The organism is Halobacterium sp. DL1, from assembly GCA_000230955.3.
In the GTDB taxonomy this organism is placed as follows: Archaea; Halobacteriota; Halobacteria; order Halobacteriales; family Halobacteriaceae; genus Halobacterium.
Window position 1 is genome coordinate 124,922 of the sequence record CP007061.1, and the last position, 21,858, is coordinate 146,779.

Consider the following 21,858-nt stretch of genomic DNA (forward strand, 5'->3'; position numbering starts at 1 on the left):
TGGTGATCGCCTCCGCCACTACTGAGGCGACAAAAAACAGCCCTCTCCGTTACCCGTCTTCTTCCTTGGGTTGGATCTGACGAGCGTCCTCTGCGAGATCATGGATGTACTCCCGAAGAATCTCCATGTCCTCGCGAGCGTCTTCGAGCGTCTTGCCTTTCGCTTTGGCCACGATTTTGTCCTGATCGCGGGTGCCAGTCCCGCGAGTAAGCTTCACGGTGAGGGAGACGCCGACGTCACTACGTTCGACGTATTCGGTTGGCGACGATCCCGTATTGTCCGATGTCGATTCGCCATTCGAATGAGACGACTGATCGTGACTTGACATTTGTATCTCTCGGTGATTGGTGTTCAAATAGACGGTGCGACCGGTTCCTCGGATGGGTCGCGAAGCACTGCGTCGATGTCACTGCCGGTGAGGCGCCAGCATCCGTCGGAACCCGTACAATCGAGTTGGCTCACGACCTCGGTCTTGAACTCTTGGTAGTAATCGAGGGCGAGCGCCTCGTCCTCCGTGTAGTCGAGCAGGAGCGCGAGCGCGAGTTGGGCCGGCCCGCTCCCGCCGTATCCCCACTCGAAGCCCGAGGGACTGTGGTTCGCCAACGCGAGACTCCGCTCTGGCGTGAGCTGTTCTTGCTCCGATTGGTTCTCGACGATGGCACGGCCTCGACGACGGTAACCGACGTAGACAACGTCGGGATCCTCCGAGGCCCGGGACTGTACGTGCGAGGGTGGGTCGCTGATTCCACTCATAGGTCTGTTCGCGGGAGGCTCGTTCGATCACCCCCGCACCCTTCAGGGGGCGACAAACAGCTACCAGGATTCACTCATGACGAGGATCTCGTCGAACTGTCCCGGGCTGGATTATCGTCGAATCTCGATACATTTTCAGCCGTCACGGAGGCAGCAGGCTTAGTAATCGACGTGTTGGGCTGGCGTAAGCGAAATCGACTCGATTGCTTCACGACGGATCTCTTTCTCAAGCCCGTTTTCACTCACTAATCGGAGTGCCCCTTCAGGACCATCACGAATCGCTTCGATAGTCGCCGCGAAATACTCCGAGCGACCATTGTCCTCCCAGATTTCGACCCGCAATTCCGCACCCTCAACGTCACTGCTCCATTGCCGCTCAACGTATGCCTCCCAGCACTCATTACACACCGCTTCGACCTGGTCTGCTAGATTCCCACTGAACGAGTCCGGTTCGAACGATACGGAATGATGGAGTACCTCTCCACACAAGTGCTCAGCCCACGCGATCTCCCCTCCCTCATCCCTCTCAACTCGAACCAGACAGCCGTTCACGCCGGCCATCGAATCGTCGTTGAGATCTACGTGTGACCGATCGAGACGCTCTCGACAGTGGGGACACGTAATGTCCTCTGCTGTCACGTCTTCATTTAGGTCGAAGTGTTCCCCCTCGATCGGTACGCGCACGTCATCACAGAGGCTTGACCATCCGAATCCGGTACCCGGGGGCATATGGTTGTTGTAGAAGACGTGCGTGAGCCCATCGTCAGTCGCCCAGCGACAGGGCGTTGGATACATAGAGTGGCTATCCTTCCACAGAGGACATAAAACCGACTCCACAGGAGGGCCGACAGTGATAATCGAGCCCTCCTACGCGAGGTGGGAAACGTCTGCAGGCTCGTCGATATCGCCGAACTCGCCGCGCTCGACCGGCTCCCAGTCCTCACTTGGTTCTGGACTCCACCAGTCGACCTCGTATTGGCCCGGAGCTCCCAGTACTTTCACGCGCGCCGATCCGTCCGGGAGGTCGCGCCGGAGCTTCTCGTCAACGTGGAGGTTCCAGGTCGTGTCGGTGTCGAAGCAGGCGAGGACGGCCTCCTCGTAGCCGCGTGTCTCCCGTGATTCCTGGAGTTCAACCTGTGTGTTGCAGTTCTTGCAGAACACCCCCTCGAAGGGGATGTGGGTGAAGACCTCCTGCCCGCAGACGGGACACCAGAGGAACTCGAACAGTGCCTCACTGTGTCGGTTGAGTACTTCAAGGCTCATCGTTGGACTGACCCGGTCGAACCGGGCCACCCCTCGTGCCCGGAGGAAAAACAACGCGACGGACGTTCGCTCAGTCACCGCTCGGCGCCGTAGACGATGCGTGTTGGTGCTTCGTACCCACAATCCGGGCAGTCGAACCAGCGCTGGACCTTCGCCCCGTCTGCTGACTTCTCACCGACGAGGATGTCGTCGTTCGGGCACTCGGGACAACTCAGTTCGGGCGCAGGCCGCTTCCGGAGTTCGTCCCGGAACGATTTCCCGTCCTTCGTCTCGTACCCTCGCGCCCACACCGGGTAGCCGTCGACGAGGATAGCGCCACGCCACTTGTAGCGGTAGGTGTCTGGCGCTTTGTGCAGGACAGCCCGAGCGCCAGTTTCGGTGTTTCGATACTCGAGCGTCGGCGTGCGACTTTCGCGCTGCCAGTTAGTGATTCGGGCCATCTGTTAGAAGTGGACGTCGGCAGGGACGATCCAGAGCTCCTCACTCTCTTCGAGAACTCGATCCAGCTGTTCGCGGTGACGAATACCGTTCGCGTATTCGTTGTAGAGGAAGATCGTCGGCCCGTCGTATGCACCAACCTGATGGAACGCATGGCGGGCGAGGTCTTCGTCGCGCATAATCTCCTCATCTGAGTGCTCGTCAAGCGCTTCCTTCACCCGCTCAAGGTTGCGCTCGAACTCTTTGTTCGTCGCCTCCCAGCCACGCTCGACCAGGTCTTGGCCGTCGTCGGAATCGATCGGGGCTGCAGTCGGAAGGTCTCCCCATCGCGCCTTCCCCGCAACGGACGTGTCCTCCTCATCGAAGGTCACGTAGTAATCGAAGACGGCGCCGGCATGTGGGTCCGCGCCGACCAGACGGTCGAACACCGTCTTTCCGCTGGCCAGGGCGTCGTCGTGGGTCGATGCCTCTATCAGCGCGTAAATGACCATATGCATCTCGAACACCTTGAAGCGCCGACGCACACGGGAGTGCTACTCGCTCACCCCGTGCTGCGCCGGCACCCATCGCCGGCGCTCGAAAAACTCGCACTGGCGGTCGGCTCTCAGGATTCGTCCGCTCGGTCGACGGTGATGGTCAGATTCCCGGACTCGTAGTCCGCTTCAAAGTCGACGATGTACGCGTCCGAGTCGTAGGCGGCGTGGTAGGCGCGGTGACGCTCGAGCGAGCCAGTTGCCTTGAAGTGGAAGAACGCAGCCGCCGTGTAGGGCTTGCTCTTTGTCTCGATTTGCGTCTCAACCGACGCCGGAAGCGCGATTTGTGGTGTGTCGGTGTCAATGCTCGCCGCGAACGCCGTCGCCTCCTCGACGGTCGCTTGCGAATGTGCCGGTGTCTTGCCGGTGAGCACGTTCACCGCGGTTTCCGTGTCGTCGGTGAACAGGACGTCTTCGAACGTGTGTGTTCCGAGGATCGCCTCGGGATCCAACTCGCAGTCGTGAAACGGGTCGTCGTCTGAGGTCATCGAATCACGAGCCTACGTCGGGGCTCACCCATTTCTGCCCCTGAAAAACCGTAGCTGCCACAAAGCAGACCGAACTATGGGTGGTTCAGGCTCGCCTTCTCGAAGGGGGATTCTCCGGTCGGAATGAGCAGCTCCTGTCGGTCTCCGACCCGCTCAGCGAGCTTCCGTTTCAGGTACTGTCTCGCCGTCGACGGCGTGAAGACGCCTTTGTCGATCATGTCGCCGACGACGTGTTTGAGGGCCGCGAACTGTCCCTGCAGGTGACCGTCGCCAACCGGCTCGCCGTCGTACCAGCGCACCGTCGCGAGCGCGCCGTTCCCGACCGTCTCTACCTGTTCGACTGTCTCCGAGTCGTACTGCAGCCCGAACCACAGCGTCCGATAGGCGGCCACCTCGAACGTCGTCGACACCACGAAAAACGCCTCGTGGTGGAATAGTCGAGGTGGTCAGCGACGATCTCGTCGAGCGTGAGTCCAGTGGCGCGGGGCTTCGGCTCGACGACGGTCGACGGTCGATCCTCGCCGGCGAGGTAGCCGTCGACGGCATCTGCCTCGAGGCCATCGGCCAGTTCTGCGAGGAGCTGTTTCGCCCACTTGGTGTCGGTGTCCTTGCCCAGCGTTACCCCGCCCAGAAAGCTTGTCGTCGGGAACATGAGTCGCTTCGCCAAGTGGTCGTAGTTCCTCGAAATCAGAGTAGTGGTCAGTCATCTCTTGAGCATGGCTTCCTTCGTAATGGTGTTTGAAGTCATGCCCCCCCTCTTCACGAAATCACTGTGACGACCACAGTGTCTCTATGCGTTGCTCTATCGCCGTGAGGACCGTGGAGTATACTTCGAGTGGATGGAGCGAAGGAAATTCGAGATCCGTGATTTCGGTAGCAGACGGTGGCTCATGGAAGTGCAATCGGGTGTTGTGCGTGTTCGGGTGTCGATCCCAGCGACACTCCCAGCGTTCCCCGTCCTCGTGTTCTTCGATGTAGTGGACCGAGAAATCACCAGTCGTGAACCACCGACTGTCGAGTCGGGCCGCTGTCACCGAGTCCGGGTATCGCCCAGCATCGAGGAGTCCATGAAGCAGTCGGGGTTCGTAGGAATCCGGGTCGAACGCAGTCTCGGCGACGAGGGAATCCGACGAAAGGTGCCGCTCCAGCAGGCGCAGCGTCTGTCGATCCGGTGGACCTGTCGAGTGAGCCGCTGAATCTTCCGGTGGCTGGCTCATTTAGGCTGGAATCAGATGCCCGTCGTTCTGGGAGAGCTGGCGAGCAAGTTCATACAGCCGAATGTCCCGAATCACGCCCTGCCACTCGCTGACTGCAGTCATCCGCTCGTGGATGGTTTCGTGACTGTCGTGATCAAACACGTTGACGGCCGTTGGGCCGGTCGTCTCGAACTGCACTTCGTATTCCGTTCGCTGCGCTTCAAGCGCCTCCACGCGGTCGATGATCTCTTCGACCGAGAGCTCGGTCGCGATTCGACTGGCGTCCTGCCATTCGAGATACCCCTCGTTTCGTTCGTATGTCGCTGGGCGACTCTCTCTATCGGCTCGGGCGATGCCCATCTCCGCCAAACGGTCGAGATGCTTTTTCGCGGCATTTGGAGAGCAGTCCGCAAACTCAGCGATTTCGGTGTACGCAGTCGGAGACGTAACCCCGAGGACGACATCGTAGACACGACCAAACGTGTCTGTTCCCGTCTGCCACCGTCGCTGAGTATCGTCGGACTCTGGGGTCGGATCGAACTCGGTCATACCTATCTGTAGGCGACCACTCTCAATATATCTTCGGATTTTTCAAATATATGGGTGTCTCTGCTGGGTCGGGCCACTGGAAGGGCTGAATCAGTCTTGTTCAATCACGCAGCATTGCGACTGCCTTTCCGACTTGCCGGACGTGTTCACTCCGTTCCAGATCCAGTTCCTCGGCGAGATAGTCGACCGTCTCTGTGATCGTCATGGTTGAATATCTCCGTTCTCGAAGTATGAAACTGATACCGTTTGAAAATCGTCTCACACTGCGTTGAGCTCGTCCCTCCGAGCACGAATGGTCCCAGTTGCCATCCCTCCAGCATCCGCAACCCGCTGCTGTGTGAGTGATCTGCCGTGCTCCCGTGCGGCTTTGTGTATGCAGGCCGCTGCGACGCCACTCGGCCGACACCCATTAGAAGTCCGCTTGGACGTCCGTCCCGTCTCCGCCATCTGGCCGTGTGAGAAGGCTCACCTCTTCCAGGAGGTCTCTCGCGGTCTCGACTCGCTCTTGATCCGCATCGTCCAACTGTTCGACATCCAGACGAGTCAGGTTACTGAGCACGCAATGCATCCGGTAGCCCTGTTTGAACTGTTGTTCCATTGGAAGCGCCTCACGGCTTGCCGGCGCAGATAGACGCCACGTTGTCACTCTCGCCGGTCTCGCCGGCGGGTAATGCGTTAACCAACAAAGCTCGAAGACGCCCGGTCTGTGTTGGTTAACTCGTTAGGTTGCCGCGCTACTCGGGAGCGGGCCCGTAGCGAGGAGCCGCATACCTGGCACTCCCAGATCGGCTGCCCCGTCCACGTCTCGTCGGGAATCGATTCGTGAGTTTCGAACTGGTGGTCGGTCGCTCGTCCGCAGTCCTGACAGTCGAGTCGCTCCGTCGTCGGTACCGGCGACGGCCGGCTGTCCGAGTCACGCTCACCTGCTGTCGCGGTCAGCGCCATCGCTGGGACCAGCCACATCTCGTCGTCGGCGTCGTCGATGATCTCTCTGAGACGCGCCTCGTCACGGATGCCGTTCCCACGCTGATCGTAGAGCCGCGTCGGGGCCTGTTCCTGGCGCTCCGACGCTTCCTGCCCGCTCCATTGTCCGGCCCTGGGCGGCTCTGAGAAGCCGCTCTCTCTCCCCTGACGACACCTGTACTGCGGCGGAGAGTGAGGGCCATCGATCGGCTAGCTGGCGCGCAGGCGCCTCCTCGAGATCGTAGATGAGCGTGTAGTCGTCGACGGCCGGCTCCGCCTCGTTGGCTGTGGGAAGGTTCGCCGCCGCGCCGCCCTTCGCGACGGCGCCGTAGAACGTGGTCGACTCAACGACCAGGTGGACGCTTCCGAGGAACGTTGTCGTCGCCGACTCGTTCGTACTGGTGGCTTCATTTCCGAGATGGTTGGTGAGACAGAACCGATATTTCGTCTGCCCGTCTGGGACTGATGCACCACAGGACTGGCACTCGCCGTCGGTAGCCGTCAGTGCGTTGGGCTAGCCCCCCATGCTCGTCGCGATGCGTTGCCGCCGGGGGTCACCATCACACCCGTCGTTGAGCTTCGCGTCCGGAATGTGGGAGACCTCGCCAATCGGCCGCAGCTCCTCGAAGTCGGAGTAGCGATTGCTCATCGATTGGCTCAGAATTTCAGTCGGTATGGTATTTCAACCACAGGGGGCGGTACTCATTACTCGACCTGAATCGCTTATACGAGAATACGCGACTGATCTGGAGAACTACAAGCAGTGTACTTCTGGGCGAGGTTCCAGGATTTCCGACTACCGCCGTCCTGTGTCCTATTCAGTAGCGAGTTCGTCGTAAATCTCCTCGTTCTCGTTGGGGTCTTGCCGTCCGAGGAATCGGATGAGATACCTCCGCGCTTCCTCTGAGGACACCTCATCCGGACTCTCGAGATGGTCACTTCCAGCGGTCATCTTCACGGCGGGTTTGATGCGCTATTCAGTTGGTCGACGTCGTCGTCCTCGTATGCTGCTCGCCACATTGCATGCACAGCACGGGCCACGAGTGACACCTCGGTCACGTCGATACAGGACGGTTCGGCTGCCATCGTGGCTGCGTCGGGCGGGGGATGAAAGTGGATCTTGGGTGAGTGGGTATTCGGGTGGCGATCGAATCGCCAGTTGACGTCCGCGGCATCGACGTAATGAAACGAGTACATCCCCGGTTCGCTCCACTGGATATCGAGTCGAGCAGCACCGGCGTCTCCGAGCCCGTCAGTGAGACTAACCCGAAGTTCCGTGGGTGCGACGACGTCATCGTACGAGGTTGCTTCGACTAACGGCTCAAGCTCGAACCAGAGGTCACGAATCCGCTGGAGTGCCGGGAGATAGATCGGCCCGAACTCGCCGGCTCGGTCGTCGTCGCTCATACAGCGAGTTGATGACTGGCCTCGTCGTAGGCGAGTGCAGCTTGGGCGACCGCGAGATTCTGCCGCGTCGTTCTCCACGCGGTGAGGTCGTCCCAACCCTCCGTCTCGCCGGCGTCGAGTTGCTGGCTGAGCTCTTCGGGTGACACCACGTCGTAGCGGTCCTCATAGCGTCGGATCTCGGCTTTCATGTCCTTGATGCCGTCGAGCAACTCCGTCCGATTAGCTTCCTCGCGAAGCTCGCGGATCCGGGACATCAGAATTCGGTCGCTGTTTCGCTTGTACAGCGTTGTTTGGCCGTCCTGTTGCGTCTCGGCGAACCCCGTGTTCACGAGCGACTTGCAGTGTCGACGCGCAGTCGGCTCGCTCACGAGGGCTCGGTCGGCGATCTCGGCTGCAGACTGCCCGTCATGGGTTTGTTCGATGATCTCGTACACTCGCTCGAATGGCGTGGTGTCGTCTTTCCAGTCCGCTTTGACGTGCTCGTTGACGTCATCCCACGTCTCGGTCATACTGGGTTCTACGTACTGCAACGACAAATAATTTTCTGGGAAAAATATCCCTTTCTACCGGTACTCGTTCAGCGATCAGGCCACCTGCTCCGCTAACGTATCTCGATGCGTCCGGACGGTCGCCGTCGAGGCGTTCGCCACGTCCGCAGCCTCGGTTTGAGTCAGCCATCGGCCTTCCTCGCGAGCGGCCTTGTAGAGGCAGGCCGCTGCGAACCCTGCCGGATGCACACCGGTCGTCACACCGAGCTCTTCAGCCTGCTCAGCGAGCGTTCGGGCCCGCTGCCGAATTGCATCCGGACACTCGAGGTCCGACGCGAGCCGCGGTACGAACATACTGGGGGAGACGGACTCGGCAGGGAGGCCCAGCTCTTCGTTCAGCGTTTTGTACGCGTTCGCGACTCGAGATTCCTCGACGCGGGCCATCTCGCTGACCTCGTCCAGCAACCGGGAGAGCCTATTACAGCGGCAGGCCCCGTACACGCTGGCCGCGGCGATGGCTTCGATGGATCTGCCTCGAAGCAGGTCTTCAGTTTGAGCGCTCCGGAACAGCTGACACGCCTGGTCGCGCACCGAATCGGAGAGCTCGAGGGCACTCGCCAGCCGCCGGACCTCGCCCAATCCGTGTGCGAGGTTTCGCTCGGCTTTCGACTGGAACCGACCACGATTCTGTTCCCGGCGCATTCGGGACAGTCGCTGGCGCTTTTGCCCAGAGAGTTCGTTCCCGTTTGCATCTTTCCAGCGACCAATCTCGGTCGACAGCCCTCGGTCATGCCGTGCCGCTGTAAGTGGAGCACCCGTCCGCTTTCGCTGGTCCTCGTCGTACGCTCGCCACTCTGGTCCCTGGTCGATTCGACTTTCCTCGATGACCAGGCCACAATCCTCACAGACCGTTTCGACCGAGTTCGTAGTTACACGTCCGTCACATTCGGGGCATTGGTTGTTTGACTTTGTCTGGACATTTTCGTCGAAGCAAGTTTCGTAGATATCTCTAATTGCCATTGTGCTCACGATTACTGGAGACTCGCCATTACAGCGAGCCCCTCATTCATTGAGGGGCTAACAAACAATTCTAGACTATCACGCCATTTTCACAGGCCAGGTGATAGGTTTACTAGCTCTTCTTTCACAGCTTCATTATGTGAAACAGCAGTATTTGCAAACACCAGATATTGACAACGGTACTGTGGACAACGGTTTTATCAGCAGACAGTCAACACACTGCTAACTTGCAACTGAAGGACCCTAAACATCTCGCGGATCATCCTGACTCAGCAGAGGAGGCCAAGAGACTACTGAAAGATATCCGTGATAAAGAACTCAGAGTTGTTGAGGATAAATTTGAGCGTCGACAAAACCGAACACAGAGTTTCCACGATTATATCCAGCGACAGCTAGACCACCCTGCCCAGGTCCTCCCAGAGCTCATTCAGAATGCTGATGATGTCGAACCGTGTGACACGGTCCAGATTGAGTTAACGGATGATATGCTTCGAATCCGGAATAATGGGCGACCAATGAAGACCGAGGAAGTGGATACACTTTGTGCAGCCGGTGAAAGTACAAAGCACGATCCTGAGTATATCGGTCATTTTGGACTTGGATTTAAGTGGCTCTGTTGAAACCCTCAGCAGATGATATATTCTGGCTTGGTTCGGTCAATACAATCGGCAGATATAGAATATACGGCTTTGTTGAAATCCTCAAAGAATTATATGTTCGTCATGTAATTCCACTAGATGAAGGCCCTCCCGAAGTCACAGATTCTCCGTTTTACTGAGAAGGCAATCCATCTGGCACGCCGAGCCGTCTCTCGATACTCCTCGAAGTTTTCCAAACACCGCTAAACACTCCCACAGCACGTTGTTCTGCTGTGTCTCAAAGTTCGGAAGAACACGACCTATCGTGGTCTGCTTGACGAACTGATCGAGATGCCACGCATTCGTCGAGCTCTTGGATTAGCTGAACTACCCACGCCATCAACGCTCTGTAAAGCGTTTGATCGACTTGACATGGCCGTATGGCGTGTCTTATTGACTCTCTCAGCGACGCTACTTCCGACGAGTGGAATCGTTGGAGTCAATGCGTCAGGATTCGACCGGAGTCACGCCTCGAAACACTATACAAAGCGAGCGAAGTTGACGATTCAGCAGTTGGAGTCACGCTTCTCATAGACACAAGGTCGAACGCGGTTCTCGACGTACACGTAACGACGACACGAAAACACGACTCGAAGATCGCGCCGTCGCTCATCAACCGGAATACCGGGGAAGTAGCGGTTCTCCTCGGCGACAAGGGATACGATGACCAGAAGATTCGCGCATTAGCCCGTGAAACTGGTGTTCGTCCGCTCATCAAGCACCGCGAGTTCTCGTCTCTTCACAGGGCGTGTAACGCCCGACTGGATGCCGGTCTCTACGGCCAGCGCAGTCAGAACGAGACGGTAAATTCTCGCCTCAAACGCAAGTACGGTGCATTTGTCCGCTCACGGCACTGATGGAAGCAGTTCCGTGAACTCGTTGTCGGCTGTCTCACTCACAACATCGACAAGGGACTCTAAACGGTAGATATTGAGGAGGTATGCTGTGAAACGCCGCTCTTGGCTTTTCACAAGGTGCGAAATTTATAAGCACTACAGGTTTACTGACCTAATACACCAATGTCGAACGTTTCTAACAGAGAGCAGTTTCCGTCTGGATACGGGGTGATTACGGGCGTCTGGTTCGGTCTTGCCGTTGGGATAATCGCATTCTTGGTATCGGCCCAAATTCCAATAGGGCTCGTTGCTTTTGTCGTGGCAGGCGCGGTAATCGGAATTGGACTCGAACGATTTCTTGAGACACGCCCTCCGACAGCTAACGAAAGATGGGTTGCAGTTTTTCTTGGTATCGCCGGGGTAGTTGTCGGTGGGATAGTATTCTTCGTTTTATTCGATTGACTGGCATGGTCGATGTTACAGATATTCTCACTGATGATATCATCTAGCTAATGGGATTTCAACAGAGCCTATTCTCTGTATCTTGCACGGCACTCGTCATACTATCTCGATGCTTCTCTAACCGTCTGTAAAATACAGGGCGCGAACGCAACTCCGGTGTAACTACAGGTCGCGTTTCCTGAACGAAAGGTATCCAACGATGACCGGAATGCAGGCCAATCCGACGAGCCCGAGTACAGCTACTGCCGGTGTAATAAACTCGGCAGTAGACGTGCGTGCGACGGTCGGAAGAGGTCCAATATTGGCAAGTTCGCTGAGGAGATAGTTGTAGGCCGTAAAAGGGCCAACGAACGTGCTGAACGTGGCCCATGTCTCGGGTTGTCGTGGCGGTTGGAATCGGAACAGTATCAGAACTAACAGGTTTATCAGTACGTCCCAGAACAAGGTTAGGCCGAGGTACATCCCGAACGAGGTCGCGATGACGCGGCGAGAGGTCGACAGCGCCATTGAGATGGCTATCGAGAGCCAAAGGAAAACGACCCCATATCCTGCGATTCCGGCCATGAGTCCGGTATATGTTGGAGCGTCGAACGATGGATACGTGACTATCATTCCGACAGCTGTCACGAGTGCTGCAGCCGCGATGGAACCGATCAACAACACCGTCCGACTGACCAATTTCCCGAGAACGAGATCCACTCTGGACAGGGGGAGTGATAGCGAAAGCAAGACGGTTCCGGATTCCTGTTCACCGATAATCGACTCGTAGCCAAGCACGATCCCGGCGAGTGGAACGAGGAGACCAGCGCCTGCTTTGAGGAGTTCGATGTATCCTTGGAAGTTCGGGTCCCCCACGTAGAGAATCAGTGCAGCGAGCCCGCCGAACCCGAAAAGAAACCCCCCCACAAGGGCCCAGATGCCACGTTGATTGACAGACCGTCGAACGTCGGTGCGCGCGATGACATGCCAGTTCATAGATCGGCCCTCCGGAATCGAACGTAGCCACCGAGCACTGGGAGTGCTGCCCATGCGACCAGGAGCACAACAGCCGTACCCCCACCGAGATACCACGGTGCCGACGACCCGAGATAGGCACCTGTGTTCACGTCGGCGACAAACGCGTCCATGACGCGCTGATAGAGTAGGGTCGGTTCAGCCCCATACACGAACCTTGCCCAGTCCGGAAGGGCGTCCCCGGCAAGATTCACGTATTGCAGGGCGTCCAAGATGTATCCCTCAAGCCCAGGCCACGCAACCACCAAGAGGAAGAACACGCCGAACGTGAGAATCGTCGCGCGTCGCATCGACGCTGTGAGCGTCGAAAGCCCGATCCCGATCGTGAGAAACACGACCCCGTAGAGTACCGTTGTGACGAGAAAGATTACGAGTGTATCGAGGGCGACCGTTCCAAATGGGTAGTCGACGAGTGCTGCAGCACCGAGCGTCCCCGCGGTGATCGTCGTGGTGAGGATGAGTCCACGACCGAGTGTTTTTCCAAGAACGACGTCAGCACGAGAAATCGGAGACGAGAGGACTAATGCGAGCTGGCCACCCTCCCGCTCTCCGACGACGGCACGGTACCCGAGGAGGAGCCCAAACAGGGGGACGAGAAAGACGACAATTCCACGGAGAAACCGGTCGAGATCTGCGATCGTTACGTCCATCGCGGCGGGGTTTTCGACGGTCGTCGGCGTGATGTATCCGCCGAAGACGAAGACGAGTGCAACGAGGCCGACGCCGATTTTCGGCGTTCTGCCGGTGAAGAAACTGCGGATCTCTTTTTGCGCGACTGTCGTCCAGCGAGTCATGCGCTGCCTCGTGTGTACTCAACGAACAGGTCCTCGAGCGATGGTTCTTCAGTCGTGAAATCGAGGACATCGACACCGAGATCGTGGAGCGCGACCAGGATGTCCATCTTGTCGTCTTTCGCGCAGGTGAGTCCGTACTGACCCTCTTCTTCGACCCACGCTTTCTCGACCAGTTCGATGCTATTGATTATCGCAAGGTGTGACGTTGTCTCCTCTTTGAGGTCGCCTTTCTGAGTTGCAACCCCGTCGGCAGCCTGAACCATCTCCGGAGTCGGTTCGGTGCTTTCGTCGATCGTGATGAGAAGTTTCGTCTCCCCGCCTGCCATCTCGCGGAGCCCATCGATCGTATCGACAGCGGTGAGTTGTCCTTGATGCATAATACCAACGCGGTCGGCAACAGCCTCGATCTGTTCGAGGATGTGGCTGGAAAAAAATACCGTTGCACCGCGTTCATTTTCTGCCAGAATAATCTCGCGGATCGCTTTCGCACCGGCTGGATCTAACCCGGACGTCGGTTCGTCGAGGATCAGGAGATCAGGGTCCCCGACGAGAGCCATTGCCAGTACGAGTCGCTGGGCCATTCCCTTGGAATAGCCATCGGCGTCTCTGTCAGCAGCTTCGGTAATCCCAACCCTATCGAGGTAATCCAGTGACTCCCCGTCGACGTCTTTTGCTTCCATGGCGAAATTAACGTGCTGGCGTCCAGTCAGCCCGCTGAAAACGCTGTAGCCCTCCGGGAGCACTCCCATCCGCTTTCGAGCTTTGACGCTGTTGGTTTGGGTGTCGTGCCCGAAGACCTCGATACTGCCAGTAGTCGGTCGGTTGAACCCGAGCAACATATTGATCATCGTCGACTTTCCGGCCCCGTTGTGTCCGAGAAAGCCAAACACTTCGCCCTCCTCTACAGTGAGATTGACTCTGTCAACCGCTGTGAGTGAACCGAACCGCTTCGTCACTTCACGTGTTCGTATCGCCGGTGTCACTAGGGAACGTTCGTATAGAACGGCAATCAACATTTCGGTAAAGCCTGTTGGTTTGACACCGTTCCCGCTGACACAGCTGTTTGTGAAAACTTGACCCTCTCTGCGAGGGTTTCCCCTCCCTCTCTCCATTCTCTTACGTGTGAACGAACGAGTGCCAGCGTGCTAAACACACTCTCTATATTCAGCACTATCGCAAAAATATATCATCGATAGAGGATTTCAACAGAGCCAACTGGTTCTATAGGTCGTGGCTGCGCGCGCAGCAAAGCGAGCACGGAGCGGAGGGTGGGGAGGTGGGGCCTGGGTCGGTCCGGCACGTAGCAAAAAAGAAGGGTGGGACGACCGGCTACTCCCACCACCGACCGCGTTCGGGGAAATTCACCGTAGTCCAGCCGGTCAGAGCCACCGAGACGCGCCCGTTGTACCAGTTCTTCGCCGCTCCACGAATACGAACGTGCTCTCCCTCCTCAATCCAGGGTTGGTCGCTCGCAACCCAACTGGTGAACTTCGTTTTTCCGCTCTCGTCTTCGATGAGCCCCACTTGAGAAATGGCTGAACTCGACGGCTCCCACAACTGCGTCACAGTACCTTCGATGCTCACCTCTTTGCGATTGACGTTCTCGAGATTCCCGATGGGAACCACCGTCCCAGGAGCCGTCTGCAACTCCTCGAACACCCCGACGACCGCGCTCATCATGTCTTTCCCACCGACGACGGCTTCACCCAGCCGCCGGCCAATCGCTGCTCGCGACCAGCCATCCAGCTTCTCCGCCAGCCGCATCGACTGTGTGTTCACCGCCGCCAACTGCTCCTGGGTGAGTTCTGCACGAGGATCGTCCCGCTCTGGGTCCGTCCACGGGTTCACGCTCGCTGCCCGCTTCTGGAACTCTACACGCCGCTCAGCGCTCCGCTTCGCCGCGATATCTCGCGTCCGCTTCTCCCGACCGTCTTGCGTCCCCAGTTCGGCCTGGGCACTGATGCGCTCCAGCTCGGCCTCTCGTGCCTGGATGCGCTCTTCCTGTTCGAGAGTTTTCCCGAACAGGTGATCCGGGCCTTCCTCGACCCGCGCATCTGGGTGGTTGGAATCGACCTTCGCCTGCACCTCCATTTGTACCGTCGCCTGGAACTCCGGCGTCTCATCGACGACCTCGAATCCATCCTCGTCGACCTCGACTTCATCGTGTTTCTCGAAAGCCTGTTCATCGACCGAAACTACATCACTGGTGACGTTCTTACTTGACATTGGAACTTTCACTTGTTCCTGAAGGCGCTTAGCGCCCGACACCGCGATGCTACAACATCGCGGATTTCTCAACGACCACAACGACCAATAGAACCATCTGTGCGCTCTCGCTCGCGCCTTCGTGAGCGCCCCCTGGGCGCGAGCGAGAGCGCGCCTCAGGAGGCCACTCAACCAGAACCGCGCGCCGACCCGCCCGGAGTGAGCGTCCAGCGGGATATGCCCGCTCGTGTCCGGCCCGATGTGCGGGATCGTGTCCAGGGCGACTGTCGCCGAGAACGCGCGCCGCGGTGTGGCGCGCGACAGCGCAGGCGGCACCAAGCGCTGGAACGCGAAAGCCCGCAAGGGGCGCAACCGACGGGGATACCCGCTGGCGTCGAGGGCACATCCATTTTAGCCCGGAACGGGCGCGGGCAGTGCGGAGAGCGCCCGCACGCCCGGAATGGTCGGTCGCGAGCGAGCGGAGGGCGGAAGCGGCGAGCGGGGCGTGCCGTAACAAAAGAACCCGTTCAACCGAGCTCGACGCTCAGTGACACAACCGAAATCCTGGTGGACTCAGAAAGGGCGAGGCCGCCTCGGTCACCGGGAGACTGCGTCTCCCGAGCACACGGCGCAAAGCGCCGTGAACGTCTCCCGACCCGGCAAGCACCGGAGGCACGAGGAGCGCAGCGTGGGGCGCGGGATGCCGAGCGGCCGAGGGCTTTCTGGATGACAGTCCCCACTCGGCTTAGATCAGCCGCATCGAGTCGCCGGGATCGTCGCCGATAATGTCCGCTAATCCGTAGACTGTGATCGCGTCCGTGTAGCCCTGCGCTCGAACGGCGTTCTCGATGCCCTTCCTGGCGGGCTGGTCGTCAGTAAGAACGACAACACCCGTTGTCGAGCGGTCTCTCAGATACTGAATGGCCAGCCCCGCGAGAATCGCATCGGTCTTTTCGACCTCGTGTTCGGCTTGGTCGGTTTCGTTGGCGATGGTCCGTCTGGCGATATCACTCGCCGCGACAGCATCACCATCCGTCGGTGATGGGGCATCGATGATTTCGGCCCATCCCTCGTCGAGCGCCGTCCGGACACGATCCGTCTCTGGGCCCCCGAGTTCACCGATCACACGCCGGGGGAGTTTGCAGACGACGCCGGCGTGCTGGATGGCCCGCCGAAACCGTTGGTACTGCGGATTCGAGGGGCGGCCAATCGCGTAGAAGATATTTGCGTCGACGAGGACGTCCTGCTCAGCAGTTAATGGCGTGTCTCGACCCATCCGGCGGACTCACCGATCGGGGTCCGACGACTGCGCAGGAGCGTCAGCTATGTCGTCGAGGTCGGGGAGGTCCATCTCGGTATGCACATCCGGGAAGAGGTACTCGAAGAATGGATCGTGCTCCCGGCCGACGGCGAGCGCCGGTTTGAGTGCGTAGATGATCATCATCGCCTCCGTCTCGCGAACGTCGATGTCGCTGGCGACCATCCGTTGGGTTGTCTTGCCTGCGAAGTGGAGCCCGGCGCCGCGCAACGCGGCGATGAGTTTCCCGAGGCCGTACCGATCCACGAAGTACTCGACGTCCTCGTCGACCTCCTGGAGCGCGAGGGCGTGGAGCACGGTCGGCGTGATGACGATCGGGGCGTACTGCTCGACGATGATGATCGGCTCGGCGGTCAGCTGCTGGGGGCGCGTCGAGTCGTCCCGGTCGACGAGGCCGAGGTCGACCAGCCGATCGACGTATTCGTAGGTGGTCGATTTTGAGAGATCGAGTGTGTCCATGACCTCCGGCGGGGCGACCGGCCCCCAGTAACACACGTAGACGTAGACGCGGGCGAGTGCTGGGCGGTTGAGCAGTTCCACGACTGTTTCGAGTCGGGGCGCGTTCTCGGCAAGCGTCTCCGGCTCGAGCGTTTCTTCGTTTAGTACGTCGATCGGTGGCGGGTCCAGCGTGTCGATTCCACCATCTGGCCGAATGTGATCGTGATCAGGAGTCATGGTAGTTAGTTCGAAGTCCGTGTACTTCACACTATCGGTGCGGCGAGTGATGTACACTACTGGCCTTCTGTGAACGGACGCCGAGAGATGCTCCACCGAGTTGAACGGCTACTCGACAACGTGTGATTCGAGGGTGCGCGTCCAGTACGTCGCGGGCCCGTCAGGACTACACCGCGCACACAGCTGGAGCGGCCCCTCGAGATGTCCGAGTACTACACGGAAGCGCGTGAGCCGGGCGGGACCGAAGGTCCCGCTGGAAGCCGGCGTGACACGCCGGCGACGCCGCGAGCGCGTCGACGACGAGCCCACAGCCGTCGCAGGCGAAGTGATCACGCTCCTCGGGTCCGGTTCCGTCTGGATCGCGCAGTCGACGCAGATGGGGTGCGTGACCCGCTCGTCTTGGCCCCAGGTATGCGCCTCGCCAGCCTCGGCGCCGGGCGGGGTATCACAGAACGCACACCCCGTGAGCGTCTGCTGCATTACTCGGCCTCCGTGTCAGCGTCGTGGGCCGGCGTCCAGCCCTGGTGGAAGACGGCCAACTGCGTCGGCGAGTCGAACGCGGCGCCGCTCGGTTCGTGAACGAGGACGCGGTCCTCGGGAACGGGTGTGACGACGGCCGCGTCGATGAGCTCGTTGACCAGGTGCTGGGCCGTCGCGTCGTCGATGTCCGACGTGTCGGCGCCGGCGACGTCGCGGTCCTGGGCGAGCTGCGCTTTCTCGAACTGTTCGTAGTCGGCACTCGTGTCGTCGTGAGGATCGGGATCAGGCATAATGAGTCACGCCGCGCACGCTGTCGCGCGCTGCACGCCTCCCGGCGTGCACGAGAAACAGCGTTTCTCGTTCGCACACCAGAACGCCTCGCGTTCTGGGGACGCCGACAAACAGCCCCAGCCGGACAGCGTCAGTCCGGTCGCGGGTCGCGATAGCCGATGACGGCGACGTCGTCGATGAACAAGACACCCTTCATGAAGTCGAGTTTCGTCAAACTGTGCTGGTACAGGTTATGCCGGCCAAGGTAGTTCACCGGCACGACGAGGCAGCCGAACTCGATCTTTGACCGGCCGTTCTTCTTGGTTCGGTACCCTTTCTGAAACTTGAGCAGGTCGTCGCTGACGGTCTTCCGTTCGCTCTTTTCGACCTCGATGGCGATGCGGTCCGCGGCGTCGTAGAGGTCGACGCTGTAGTTGAACCCGAGATGCGACCAGAGCTTGCAGTTCGGGTTGTAGCCGCCAGCAGCGTCCCCCTCGTACTCGTACTGGGGGAGGCCGTCGGCGATCGCGGCATCGAACGCCCCAATCTCCGTGTGTTTCGTCGAACCGTCGAAAACGCTGGCCGGGACGGTCTCGACGGCCGACCGAATCGACGCTAATGCTTCGTCCGGAAACGTCTCGGACGAGGTCTGGTTGCGGCGCTCGCTCAATCGGGTGACGTCCTCGACGACGACCATACTGGTCCTCGACGAACAGATGGCCGATAAAACCCGTCGCACGGCCCCTCAGGTCGACTGGTCGGCAGGTATCTCCTTCGAGGAACAAGGCGGCGGGCGGGGGTTGAGAGCATGAATTCTGGCAACGTCGTTAACCAACACTGCTCCGGTGCTGGTCCAGAATGTTGGTTAAGAGAATGGGCTATGGAGTCTGGAGTTCTCGAACCGGCCTCACGGTGAACGTATTCGTCTCGCTGGCCGGTGCCTCTCGCGTGTGCTCCGCCGGTGAGGCCCCCGACCGAGTGATCTGCGTGATGAGCTCGTCGCGAACAGTCTGTCGGGGGACGGTGGTCTCGTGCCAGCCAAGCCGGCCGTCGAAGTGCCGCTTCTGAAACTGATCGCCGACGTCGTCGACGGCGACGTACTGCGTGCGTTTCGTCCCCCACGCCTGGTGGGTGACGACGACACCTCCCACGTGCTCGTGATTCAGCTCGACGAGGGCACACTCCACGAGCGCCACGATCGACGCGTGATCGCGGTCGTTCGGGATCGCCACCTCGAGGTCCGCCCACGGGGCCTCACCGTCGGGTTTGGTTGTCGCTCGATGCTCTGGCCGATTCTCGTTGATCTGTTCCGAAGCCATAGTCTGAAGAGCGCACGTGATACGCCCCTCCACCCCCTCGAGGGGGCGATAGACACCTCTGACGGGACGTACTGTCCCACGTCGATGATGCTGCGTCCAGCCGGCTACTTGACTGCGGGGTGAAAGCACAGTCCCACCCGAACATCCTACTGGGTCGCATCCCTAGCCGTAACAGATGAGAAATTCGAGGACACCGCTCGGGCCGAGTGAACGAGAGATCCTCGAACACCTCGAGGCGTACGTCGACGCGAATTCCGACGACGAGTCGCTCACGCGTGAGACGGCGGTCACGTACCTGATGGAGCGGGACTTCGGGCGTGTCGAAGCCCGCGATCGAATCGAGCAGCTGCTTCTCAAGGAGCGTGTCATAGAATACGTCTCACGCTTTGGTCGGCCTGATTACTGTTTCAAGTCGTAACGGGTTTAGAAGTGCGTGCACCTAGTGCACGGACTGTAGAAACAGTTAGAGAGAATTCTATTTATTACATATATTGACATTTCGTCAGTATCAATGGTGGTTCGGCGTGGAGCGCACAACTGCTGTGAGAACGGAGATGACGGTCTCGGCGCTGCTGACTCCGAATACGCGACAACCATGCGGACTATTCTATGACACGCTGTCTCAAGGGCTATCTGTACAAAGTCGGTGAAGAACTCCGGATTCCGCCACGGTCCTGACGATCTGGCGGATGGTCAAGTAGTAGGATGGCCGCTACCCAAGGGTGGTCATCGAGAGTAACAGATCGAATGCGGTGTGCCCGCGAAGGAGCGTCTCACAGCCGAATTACAATTAACCAACAAACGTTCGTCGAAAAGCGCATCTGTTGGTTAACAAGCACCACCAGAATGCGTTCACAGTTGATGGGTGGGCTTCACGCTAAAGGTATCAGGCGTGTTGACCGGGTCAGAATGGCTTCGATTTCGTGCTAGTGACGCCAGCTGCGAGAGCCGCCAGACCAGTTTGTCCCGGACATCAGCGCGCGAAACCCGGGTTTCGAACCAGCCGAGGCGCTCGTCGAACCGACGTTCGGTGAACTGCTGTCCAGCTGCATCGGCGGCGACATACTGATCGATTGTCGCTCCCCAGACGTTCGAGGATCGGTACTCGGCACTGACGTCTTCGTGAGTAAGTTCGACGAGCACACACTCGACGAACGCCACAATCGACTCGTCACTCCGATCATTGGGGACGTCGAGTCGGAGGTCGGCCCATGGCGATGTCGCTGCATCGGACTCGGCTGGGTGGGCGTCGAGACCACGGTCTGGGTCGCGCTGTCGCTCAGAATGCATGTGTTGGTCCGGGGCAGTTCGACAACCCCGTCACCTCTGGCGGGGGTGAGAGACACTACGCCGAGCCGTCGCGGAATCGCTCGATCGGGACGTCAGAGACGTCGTCGTAGTCATCGTCACCGCCGACCAAGAGCGTCGCGTCGACATCCTCGGCGGTCGCGAGTGCGAACGAATCGCCGAGCGCGGGGTTGTACTTCAGGATGTACTCCGAGGCGTTAATCCAGACTGCGTCGACATCCTGCGTCTCGATCCCGAGTTCGTCGAGCCAGTCGAGGTAGTCGTCGGCGGTGGTCCGGTCATACTTCCGAGCGAGGGTGTACCGAATCTCGGCGAAGTTCACGCAGCTGACGTAGCCGGCTGTGTCCTTGACGGCGACCGCGTCGAGATACTCCTCGACCACGTCGCTCCCGGGTTCGTCGTCGGCGTGCGCGATCAACGGCTCGGCGTCGAAAACGACCCGATCGGGGACCGCCATCACTCGTCCGTCGAGAAGCGGGCGTCGCGTTTGTCCCGGTCCTGCTCGCGCTTCTCGCGGAGGATCTGGGTCGCGGGCTTGTCGGTGGTCGCCTCGCTGCGGGCGGCGAAGCCACGCATCTCGCTCGGGGAGCGAACGTGCTCGACGATCACCTCGCCCTCCTCGGTTTCCCGGAACAGCACCTTCCCGGGGGCATCGATCCCGAGCTTGTCGCGGAAGCGCTTCGGGATGGTGGCCTGTCCGTGCTTCGTCACCGCAACGACTTCCCTTTCAGAGTGTTTTAGCTGTTCTGACTTATTCATTATTCATAGTATTAGATATATTCATAGGTAAGCCTTTCGCACCTCCAAAAACCCGGGAAGCATCGCCCCCTCAATGAAGTTCGTCGTCGACGCGAACATCCACCCTTTCCGGACTCATCTTCGACTCGATGACGCGCTGCCTCCTCGTCGAACCAGAGAACGACCTCCTGACCCCGGCGTATGTCCACGGCAAACTCGAAAAGTGTCAGGAGATGGTCTCCGAGAAGTCCAGTCTCACACTAACGGAGGTCGAGGATCTCATCAAGATTCCCTTCAAGCGGACCGACGTGGTCCCTCGGACAGGGTTCCTCAACTCGCTTCAAGAGGCCATACGGATCATGTGGGACACCGATCCCGATGACGCGCTCTATGTCCCGGTCGCACCGTCACTCGGAACGGCTTCCAAGTAACCGCCCTCACACGGATCGTGTCCTTGACTCGTCTTCGTTCTCCCTCGCAGTACCGGCTTGCTCGTTCTGGGGCTGCGAGTTCGTCGGTGAACCGCTCGATCTCTACTTCGAGGGTGTTGATCCGCCCAGCACGACCATCCGGGCGAGAGTTATAGTCGCGGCCGCCTCGCACGAAACGGCCACCTCCTCAGCAATTTAGCTCGCAGTCTGCGGCGACGTTCGTGTGAGTATGACGTGCCGAACGCGTTCCGCCGTGTTCATCTCCTCCGGCT

The 21,858-nt window shown here is 59.3% G+C and carries 28 protein-coding genes and 2 pseudogenes; 2 read left to right on the plus strand and 28 right to left on the minus strand.

Annotated features, from left to right (window positions below; translation table 11 throughout):
* Window positions 1-49: 49 nt before the first annotated feature.
* The 25 genes and pseudogenes from HALDL1_00550 to HALDL1_00670 all read right to left on the minus strand — a co-directional run bounded on the left by HALDL1_00550 (window position 50) and on the right by HALDL1_00670 (window position 19,109).
* Window positions 50-328 carry a hypothetical protein gene (locus tag HALDL1_00550; GenBank protein ID AHG05532.1) on the minus strand — a complete coding sequence of 93 codons (279 nt, stop codon included), beginning with the start codon at window positions 326-328 and terminating at the stop codon, window positions 50-52.
* Window positions 329-351: 23 nt separating this feature from the next.
* On the minus strand, window positions 352-753 hold the full coding sequence (locus HALDL1_00555; protein ID AHG05533.1) for a hypothetical protein: 402 nt from the start codon (window positions 751-753) through the stop codon (window positions 352-354).
* A 159-nt stretch (window positions 754-912) separates the two neighbouring features.
* Entirely contained in the window at window positions 913-1,548 is a 636-nt protein-coding gene (locus HALDL1_00560; GenBank protein ID AHG05677.1) for a hypothetical protein, read from the minus strand.
* Between the two features lie 72 nt (window positions 1,549-1,620).
* Window positions 1,621-2,016, minus strand: a complete 396-nt coding sequence (locus tag HALDL1_00565) for a hypothetical protein (GenBank protein AHG05534.1) — start codon at window positions 2,014-2,016, stop codon at window positions 1,621-1,623.
* 74 nt (window positions 2,017-2,090) lie between these two features.
* Window positions 2,091-2,456, minus strand: a complete 366-nt coding sequence (locus HALDL1_00570; protein AHG05535.1) for a hypothetical protein — start codon at window positions 2,454-2,456, stop codon at window positions 2,091-2,093.
* Window positions 2,457-2,459: 3 nt separating this feature from the next.
* Window positions 2,460-2,951, minus strand: a complete 492-nt coding sequence (locus tag HALDL1_00575) for a hypothetical protein (GenBank protein ID AHG05536.1) — start codon at window positions 2,949-2,951, stop codon at window positions 2,460-2,462.
* 107 nt (window positions 2,952-3,058) lie between these two features.
* On the minus strand, window positions 3,059-3,475 hold the full coding sequence (locus tag HALDL1_00580; protein AHG05537.1) for a hypothetical protein: 417 nt from the start codon (window positions 3,473-3,475) through the stop codon (window positions 3,059-3,061).
* Between the two features lie 74 nt (window positions 3,476-3,549).
* Window positions 3,550-4,127 (minus strand): annotated as a pseudogene (locus HALDL1_00585) (hypothetical protein).
* 565 nt (window positions 4,128-4,692) lie between these two features.
* A complete protein-coding gene (locus HALDL1_00590) occupies window positions 4,693-5,220 on the minus strand; it encodes a hypothetical protein (protein AHG05538.1) in 528 nt (175 codons plus the stop codon).
* 100 nt (window positions 5,221-5,320) lie between these two features.
* The gene (locus tag HALDL1_00595) at window positions 5,321-5,425 is read right to left on the minus strand and encodes a hypothetical protein (protein AHG05539.1); all 105 of its coding nucleotides are present in this window, start codon (window positions 5,423-5,425) and stop codon (window positions 5,321-5,323) included.
* Window positions 5,426-5,629: 204 nt separating this feature from the next.
* Complete coding sequence (locus tag HALDL1_00600; protein ID AHG05678.1) at window positions 5,630-5,818, minus strand: hypothetical protein; 189 nt, start codon at window positions 5,816-5,818, stop codon at window positions 5,630-5,632.
* 879 nt (window positions 5,819-6,697) lie between these two features.
* Window positions 6,698-6,832: a hypothetical protein gene (locus HALDL1_00605; protein ID AHG05679.1), complete on the minus strand. Its 135-nt coding sequence runs from the start codon at window positions 6,830-6,832 to the stop codon at window positions 6,698-6,700.
* Between the two features lie 165 nt (window positions 6,833-6,997).
* A complete protein-coding gene (locus tag HALDL1_00610) occupies window positions 6,998-7,135 on the minus strand; it encodes a hypothetical protein (GenBank protein ID AHG05540.1) in 138 nt (45 codons plus the stop codon).
* Window positions 7,136-7,137: 2 nt separating this feature from the next.
* Entirely contained in the window at window positions 7,138-7,590 is a 453-nt protein-coding gene (locus tag HALDL1_00615) for a hypothetical protein (protein ID AHG05541.1), read from the minus strand.
* The gene (locus tag HALDL1_00620) at window positions 7,587-8,099 is read right to left on the minus strand and encodes a transcriptional regulator (protein AHG05542.1); all 513 of its coding nucleotides are present in this window, start codon (window positions 8,097-8,099) and stop codon (window positions 7,587-7,589) included. The genes HALDL1_00615 and HALDL1_00620 overlap by 4 nt, the downstream gene beginning before the upstream one ends.
* 75 nt (window positions 8,100-8,174) lie before the next feature.
* The gene (locus HALDL1_00625) at window positions 8,175-9,098 is read right to left on the minus strand and encodes a transcription initiation factor IIB (protein ID AHG05543.1); all 924 of its coding nucleotides are present in this window, start codon (window positions 9,096-9,098) and stop codon (window positions 8,175-8,177) included.
* A 2,098-nt stretch (window positions 9,099-11,196) separates the two neighbouring features.
* Window positions 11,197-12,009 (minus strand): hypothetical protein, encoded by an 813-nt coding sequence (locus HALDL1_00630; protein AHG05680.1) that lies wholly within the window; start codon window positions 12,007-12,009, stop codon window positions 11,197-11,199.
* Window positions 12,006-12,842: a hypothetical protein gene (locus tag HALDL1_00635; GenBank protein AHG05681.1), complete on the minus strand. Its 837-nt coding sequence runs from the start codon at window positions 12,840-12,842 to the stop codon at window positions 12,006-12,008. Before HALDL1_00635 ends, HALDL1_00630 begins: the two co-directional genes overlap by 4 nt.
* Entirely contained in the window at window positions 12,839-13,858 is a 1,020-nt protein-coding gene (locus HALDL1_00640; protein ID AHG05544.1) for a copper ABC transporter ATP-binding protein, read from the minus strand. Before HALDL1_00640 ends, HALDL1_00635 begins: the two co-directional genes overlap by 4 nt.
* Before the next feature lie 313 nt (window positions 13,859-14,171).
* A complete protein-coding gene (locus HALDL1_00645) occupies window positions 14,172-15,068 on the minus strand; it encodes a DNA-binding protein (protein ID AHG05545.1) in 897 nt (298 codons plus the stop codon).
* A 724-nt stretch (window positions 15,069-15,792) separates the two neighbouring features.
* Window positions 15,793-16,323, minus strand: coding sequence for a hypothetical protein (locus HALDL1_00650; protein AHG05546.1), 531 nt, complete (start codon window positions 16,321-16,323; stop codon window positions 15,793-15,795).
* A 9-nt stretch (window positions 16,324-16,332) separates the two neighbouring features.
* Entirely contained in the window at window positions 16,333-17,070 is a 738-nt protein-coding gene (locus HALDL1_00655; GenBank protein AHG05547.1) for a transcriptional regulator, TrmB, read from the minus strand.
* Window positions 17,071-17,519: 449 nt separating this feature from the next.
* Window positions 17,520-17,810: a hypothetical protein gene (locus HALDL1_00660; protein ID AHG05548.1), complete on the minus strand. Its 291-nt coding sequence runs from the start codon at window positions 17,808-17,810 to the stop codon at window positions 17,520-17,522.
* Between the two features lie 131 nt (window positions 17,811-17,941).
* Window positions 17,942-18,487 carry a hypothetical protein gene (locus tag HALDL1_00665; protein ID AHG05549.1) on the minus strand — a complete coding sequence of 182 codons (546 nt, stop codon included), beginning with the start codon at window positions 18,485-18,487 and terminating at the stop codon, window positions 17,942-17,944.
* 181 nt (window positions 18,488-18,668) lie between these two features.
* A complete protein-coding gene (locus HALDL1_00670; GenBank protein ID AHG05550.1) occupies window positions 18,669-19,109 on the minus strand; it encodes a hypothetical protein in 441 nt (146 codons plus the stop codon).
* A gap of 175 nt (window positions 19,110-19,284) precedes the next feature.
* Here HALDL1_00670 and HALDL1_00675 point away from each other — a divergent pair, with 175 nt between their 5' ends.
* Complete coding sequence (locus HALDL1_00675) at window positions 19,285-19,527, plus strand: hypothetical protein (GenBank protein ID AHG05551.1); 243 nt, start codon at window positions 19,285-19,287, stop codon at window positions 19,525-19,527.
* A gap of 434 nt (window positions 19,528-19,961) precedes the next feature.
* On the opposite strand, the gene HALDL1_00680 is transcribed toward HALDL1_00675, so the two are convergent.
* The 3 genes from HALDL1_00680 to HALDL1_00690 are packed head-to-tail and all read right to left on the minus strand — an operon-like array spanning window position 19,962 to window position 21,176.
* On the minus strand, window positions 19,962-20,399 hold the full coding sequence (locus HALDL1_00680) for a hypothetical protein (protein ID AHG05552.1): 438 nt from the start codon (window positions 20,397-20,399) through the stop codon (window positions 19,962-19,964).
* Between the two features lie 55 nt (window positions 20,400-20,454).
* Window positions 20,455-20,874 (minus strand): twitching motility protein PilT, encoded by a 420-nt coding sequence (locus HALDL1_00685; GenBank protein AHG05553.1) that lies wholly within the window; start codon window positions 20,872-20,874, stop codon window positions 20,455-20,457.
* Window positions 20,874-21,176, minus strand: coding sequence for an AbrB family transcriptional regulator (locus HALDL1_00690; GenBank protein AHG05554.1), 303 nt, complete (start codon window positions 21,174-21,176; stop codon window positions 20,874-20,876). Before HALDL1_00690 ends, HALDL1_00685 begins: the two co-directional genes overlap by 1 nt.
* Before the next feature lie 73 nt (window positions 21,177-21,249).
* Between HALDL1_00690 and HALDL1_00695 the strand changes: the two are divergent.
* A pseudogene (locus HALDL1_00695) lies at window positions 21,250-21,586 on the plus strand (DNA-binding protein).
* The last annotated feature ends 272 nt before the right edge of the window (window positions 21,587-21,858 follow it).